This window comes from Flavobacterium sp. ACAM 123, from assembly GCF_000264055.1.
Classification (GTDB): Bacteria; Bacteroidota; Bacteroidia; order Flavobacteriales; family Flavobacteriaceae; genus Flavobacterium.
On record NZ_AJXL01000153.1, the window covers coordinates 1 to 5,967 of the forward strand.

Below are 5,967 nucleotides of genomic sequence, written 5' to 3' on the forward strand. Positions count from 1 at the left end.
GTNTTTTTTAGAGTTAGGTTTACCCTACTACAAGTTTTTTATAAAAACTCTCCGTGCTGAGAGATGTCTAAACCTAACTCTTCTTTATCTTCACTGACTCTCAGTGGTGTGATCTTATTAACGACAAAGAACAAGAAATAAGATGCTGAAAAAGCAAATATCGATACAATGACCATTGCTGTTAGTTGATTTACAAATAAGGTAGTTTCACCAAATATAAGTCCCTGATCCGTAACTGCTGAATTTACAGTTTTAGAAGCAAAAACTCCGGTTAATAACATACCCGTCATACCACCAACACCATGGCAAGCAAATACATCTAAAGCATCATCAACTTTACCTTTTGGAAAAGAACCTACTACAAGGTTACTAACTATGCTACTAAATATACCAATGAATATAGCATGTGGCATACTAACGAATCCCGCCGCAGGAGTTATTGCCACTAATCCTACTACGGTACCAATACAAGCTCCCATTGCTGAAAGTTTGTGACCTAGAATTTTATCTAAAAACACCCAAGCCATGCCGGCAGCTGCAGCGGCTACAGTTGTTGTCCCGAGTGCCTGTACAGCTATTCCATTTGCTCCTAAAGCAGAACCCGCATTGAAACCAAACCATCCAAACCATAATAAACCAGTTCCCAGTAATACATAAGTAATACGTGCAGGATTCGACTTTTGAGTTTTTCTCTTTCCTAAAAACATTGCTCCGGCTAATGCTGCCCAACCAGCGCTCATATGTACTACAGTACCTCCTGCAAAATCCAGTACTCCCATTTTAAAGAACAGTCCTTCTGGATGCCAAGTCATGTGACATAAGGGTGTATAAATCAGTAAAATAAATAGCACCATGAACAGCATATAGGCCCAAAAGCGAATGCGTTCAGCAAAAGCTCCCGTAATTAATGCAGGCGTAATTATTGCGAATTTAGCTTGGAATAAAGCGAATAAGAGAAAGGGTATACTTGGGGCTAAAGACCAAGCAGTATTTGGACCGACATTTTGAAAGAATAAATTAGGTAAAGGATTACCGATAATACCGCCAATTGATGGACCAAACGATAAGCCAAATCCAATGACCACCCAAAGTACCGTTACAATTATCATCGCCATGAAACTTTGTAACATTGTACTGATCACATTTTTTTTACCGACCATACCACCATAAAAGAAACCTAAGCCAGGGGTCATGATTAAAACAAGTGCCGTAGCAACTATCATCCAAGCGGTATCTCCGGTGTCGAATGTTACGGCTTCAACTGGATCCGGATGTGCAGATAGAATTGAAGTTGAAAATAAGGTCACTACCAAAAGGGATATCAATAGTATACTTAAAACGATTTTTCTCATTATTTTTGATTTACATTTCGACAAAAATATAAAATAATTTCAAGTACCCCATAAACAGATAAGCTATTCTGTTTGTTTTTATTATTATAGTACTTTATGCCCTCTTTTTTTATGGGTATGATTGATTTACTTATCTAAAATAAGGATTAACTAAAGTATTCGAAAATAAATGATATTCAGTTCTGTCGTTTCGATTTAAATCAAAAAAAAAGCAGACAATTTACTTTGATGTAAATTGTCTGCTTTAAGAAATGAAGACGGAGTCGCTATACCACAACTACTTTTGATTGTATTTTTCTTTATATCTTTTATTCAATACAGATTGATGAGTTTCAAGGCTTATCATCCTACCTTGAATAAAAGCATGCGATATTTTGTTAGTCCGCATGTCTAAGGCATCACCTGCTGAAAGGAATAAAGTAGCATCTTTCCCTATTTCAAGTGTGCCACATTGAGCATCTATTCCTAATATTTTAGCCGTGTTAGAAGTGATTAATTGCAAAGCTTGCTCCTTGTCTAAGCCATAGGCAGCGCAGGTACCTGCTAAAAAGGGTAGGTTTCTTGTGTTCATTCTTTCATGAGAACCGCTATTTTCTAACCCTACTAAAACGCCTTTGTCAGTTAACAATTTTGCAGCTTTATAAGGTAAATCTATATCGTCATCTGCATGTTCGGGCATATCATGCACTCTTTTTAAAAGTACGCCTACATTGTTTTTTTGTAGTAATTCAGCAGTCTTGTATGCTTCATATCCACCAACAATCACCATTTTCTTTATACCATTACTTTTAGCTAATTGAACTGCATCGATAATTTGTTTTTCTTCATTAGCATTGATGAATAAAGTTTGAGTGCCATCAAATAATCCTTTTGTTGCTTCAAAAATTAAATTTCTTTCCTTTGCGTTACCTACTTGATATGCTTTTGCATTTGCTAAAAAAGCAAGTATTTCATCAATTTGAGTTTTATACTCTTTATTTTCTTCAATACTTCCTGGCTCAAACCAAGAGCCACTTTTCTTATAACTGGATGGAAAGTTAAGGTGAATCCCATCATTTTCTTTCATGATTGCATCTTCCCAAGTCCAGGCATCCAATTGAACTATAGATGATGTGCCAGATATGCGACCTCCACGAGGTGTAATTTGGGCTATTAAAACGCCATTAGGTCTAACCGTTTCAATAACTTTTGACTCTGCGTTGTAGGCGATAATACTTCTCACATGTGGATTTATCTGCCCGATTTCATTTTCATCGTCTGATGATTTAATGGCATCAATTTCAACTAGTCCTAATGTAGAATTTGGTGCTATGAAACCAGGATAAACTTCTTGACCACTGGCGTCAATAGTCATATCATAAGCACTTTTATCTATTCTAATTGCTGTAGCATCTGCAATCAGGGTGATTTTGCCATCTTTAAAAGCTAAAGCGCTATTTTCAATAACTTGTCCGTTACCAATATGTGCTTTGGCATTCATAATCAATATTGATTTTGATTGTTTTGGCGCAGGTGTTTGTTGCGCATTTGTAAATAGTGATAAACTTAATGCTACTACTAATATATATATGTGTTTATTCATTTGTCTGGAATTTATTAGATAATTGTGATTAATAATGGTCAATTTATTCAAGTTCTATACTATCACAATGGTATTCTGCTTTCTCTTTTCTTTTTGGTTCTTGCGTAGTTGCACCTTTGTTTTTTTCTTGTAATAATTGACCGATTAACTCATTTCGTTCTTTTGCAATTGCAACTCTTTGTTGCTGATCTTTTTGAACGTCGTAGTAAACAATTCCTTCAATAATGGTTTTCTCTGCTTTTGCATAGATAGACAATGGATTATTGTTCCAAAGCACTATATCAGCATCTTTACCCACTTTAATACTTCCTACTTTGTCATCAATATGCAATAATTTAGCAGGATTTAAAGTGACAAACTTCCAAGCCTCTTCTTCAGAAATATCTCCATATTTTACTGCTTTTGCTGCTTCTTGATTTAATCTTCTTGACATTTCTGCATCGTCAGAATTGTAGGCTACCACTAATCCTGCATTATGCATTATAGGTCCATTATAAGGAATTGCATCATTTACCTCAAATTTGTATGCCCACCAGTCTGAAAAAGTGGAAGCACCAACACCGTGTTCCTTCATTTTGTCAGCTACTTTATAGCCTTCAAGAATATGAGTGAAAGTATTGACATTGAAATTAAACTTTTCTGCAACGTTCATCAACATTAGTATTTCTGATTGAACATAAGAATGACAGCTAATAAAGCGCTCTTTGTTGAGTATTTCAGCTACTGTTTGTAAATCTAAATCTACTCTAGGGGCATTTCCTTTTCCTTTTTTCGAATTATAGTTTTTCCAGGCTAAATCATATTCTTTGGCACGTTGAAAATAATCTGTAAATACTTGCTCAACACCCATTCTTGTTTGAGGAAAACGAGTTGGATTTATATTTCCCCAGTTGGATTGTTTTACATTTTCACCTAAGGCAAATTTGATGAATTTTGGTTGGTTTTTATAAAGCATTTCATCTGGAGCTTGTCCCCATTTCCATTTTACAATTGCAGATTGCCCACCAATAGGATTTGCAGAACCATGTAATAATTGTGAAGTAGTAACTCCTCCAGCAAGTTCTCTATAAATATTAATATCCTCAGAATTAACAACATCTTGTATGGTAACTTCAGCACTTGAATTATGGCCACCTTCGTTTACACCATTAGAAATAGCGATATGAGAATGTTCATCAATAATTCCACTGGTCAAATGTTTTCCTTTTGCATCGATGATTGTTGCAGAAGCATTAGAAAGATTTTTACCAATAGCATATATTTTACCATCCTTAACTAAAACGTCTGTTTCTTCAAGAATACCTTCTTTCTCATTGGTCCAAACGGTTGCATTTTTAAATAGCAAAGTTTCTGCAGTTAATTGCTTTGTATTACCAAAAGCTACATTCGGATATGTTGTAGGCAGTATTAAGTTGTTTTTTTGCAATTTCAGTGAATCTACAGGTTTGACAAATGGAGCTATTTTATTAGCTGACCATTTCACCTCGTTACCATTAAATAAAATTGCTTTCCCAGAAAGGGATTGAACGTCTTCTATATATCCTACCAATCGAGTAAATGTCGTTTGTGTTGAATCTGTTGATTTTATCACATTTGAAATCCAATTGTTGGAAACCGAAAGTTTAGAGCTTAGCTTTTTAGAATCTGTAGTATTGATTTCAGATTTAGGAGCTTCTAATTCACCGGTAATTTTCCATGTGTATTTTTTATCGGCAATAGTCAAATCATATTCCCCTCTAATGTCTTTGACATTGATGTCATTTACAACATACTTGGAACCTTGAACCCAGTTTTCATAGATTTTGGTTTCCTCGTTAAAGAGCTCACCTGAAGTGATAATAAAGTTGGCGTAAGTTCCGTTTTTCAAACTTCCAATTTCATTACTTTTCCCTAATAGAGAAGCGGGCACTGTTGTTAATGCTTCTAATGCTTTTGTTTTATCGAAACCATACTTTATAGCTTTAAGTAGGTTTGTTCTAAAATCTTCTGTCTTTTTTAACTTGTCAGTAGTTAGTGCAAAGACGATGCCGTTCTCTGTTAAAACTTTAAGATTGGTAGGGGCTTGATTCCAAAAGCGTAAATCTGTCAATTCCATTTGGTTGGCCTGATTGGGATCAGACACGTTATAAGCGTCAGGAAAATTTATTGGAATAATAAATTGAGCATTAGTTTTCTTAATTTCTTCAATTCTTTCAAATTCATTTCCGATTCCCTTCATAATATAATTCAAACCGAATTCCTTCGCTATCTTAGAGGCGCGCAAACTATTTAGTTTGTCTTCAGAAGCAAATATTTGAATTAGCTTTTCATTGTCTGATAAGGCTGTTAATGACAAATCTTTATTTTCAGAATTGCCGTTTTTATACCATTTCAAATCATGATTTACTTGTCTTAATAATGCCATCATTCCCATTAATGAACTAGGATACGACTGATTTGAAGTACTGCTTCTGGTAAAACCAAAATGATTAGAAATTTTAGTGGTTAATAATCGATTTGTTTTGTCACTGTTGTTCAAAGCAATCAATGAACCCGTACCTCTGGCAATACCATCTTGAACATGCGTGCCTACTACACCAAATCCTGCTTTCAATAACTCTTCAGCTTTGGGTTGATCGTAGTTGAAATTATCATAAGCATTCACTTCTGAACGGATGTGCTCATTCCAGTAATAGCCTTCTCTTTTCGTGTCATACGATTGGCTTTGGCGTGAACCTTCAGTTTTCTTTGGTTTATCCATTCCAAAACTAGTATACATATCAATAAACGAGGGATAAATAGATTTTCCTTCTAAATTGACTGTGATTGAGTTTTTTGGAATGTTTACTGAGGTTCCGGCTGCTATTACTTTTCCATTCTGAATAAGTAAAGTTCCTTTTTCAATTATTTGTGTTGGAGTTACAAAAATTTTAGCATTGGTAAAGGCAGTGAAATTATTATTTCTATTTTGGACCCCTTCGTTATTAGGAAAATATTCCTGAGCATTAATTTTTGGTAGAAAAATTAATAAAAAAATAAGTGCAACTATTCTTT

3 protein-coding genes are annotated in these 5,967 nt (G+C 34.8%); all 3 read right to left on the reverse strand.

The window, feature by feature from the left end; translation table 11 throughout:
* Positions 1-38 precede the first annotated feature (38 nt).
* Positions 39-1,352, reverse strand: coding sequence for an ammonium transporter (locus A3SG_RS0117080; RefSeq protein WP_016991219.1), 1,314 nt, complete (start codon positions 1,350-1,352; stop codon positions 39-41).
* Positions 1,353-1,629: 277 nt separating this feature from the next.
* On the reverse strand, positions 1,630-2,934 hold the full coding sequence (locus tag A3SG_RS0117085) for an amidohydrolase family protein (protein WP_029596880.1): 1,305 nt from the start codon (positions 2,932-2,934) through the stop codon (positions 1,630-1,632).
* A 43-nt stretch (positions 2,935-2,977) separates the two neighbouring features.
* A partial coding sequence (locus tag A3SG_RS0117090) for an amidohydrolase family protein (RefSeq protein ID WP_016991221.1) occupies positions 2,978-5,967 on the reverse strand: 2,990 nt, incomplete at its 5' end.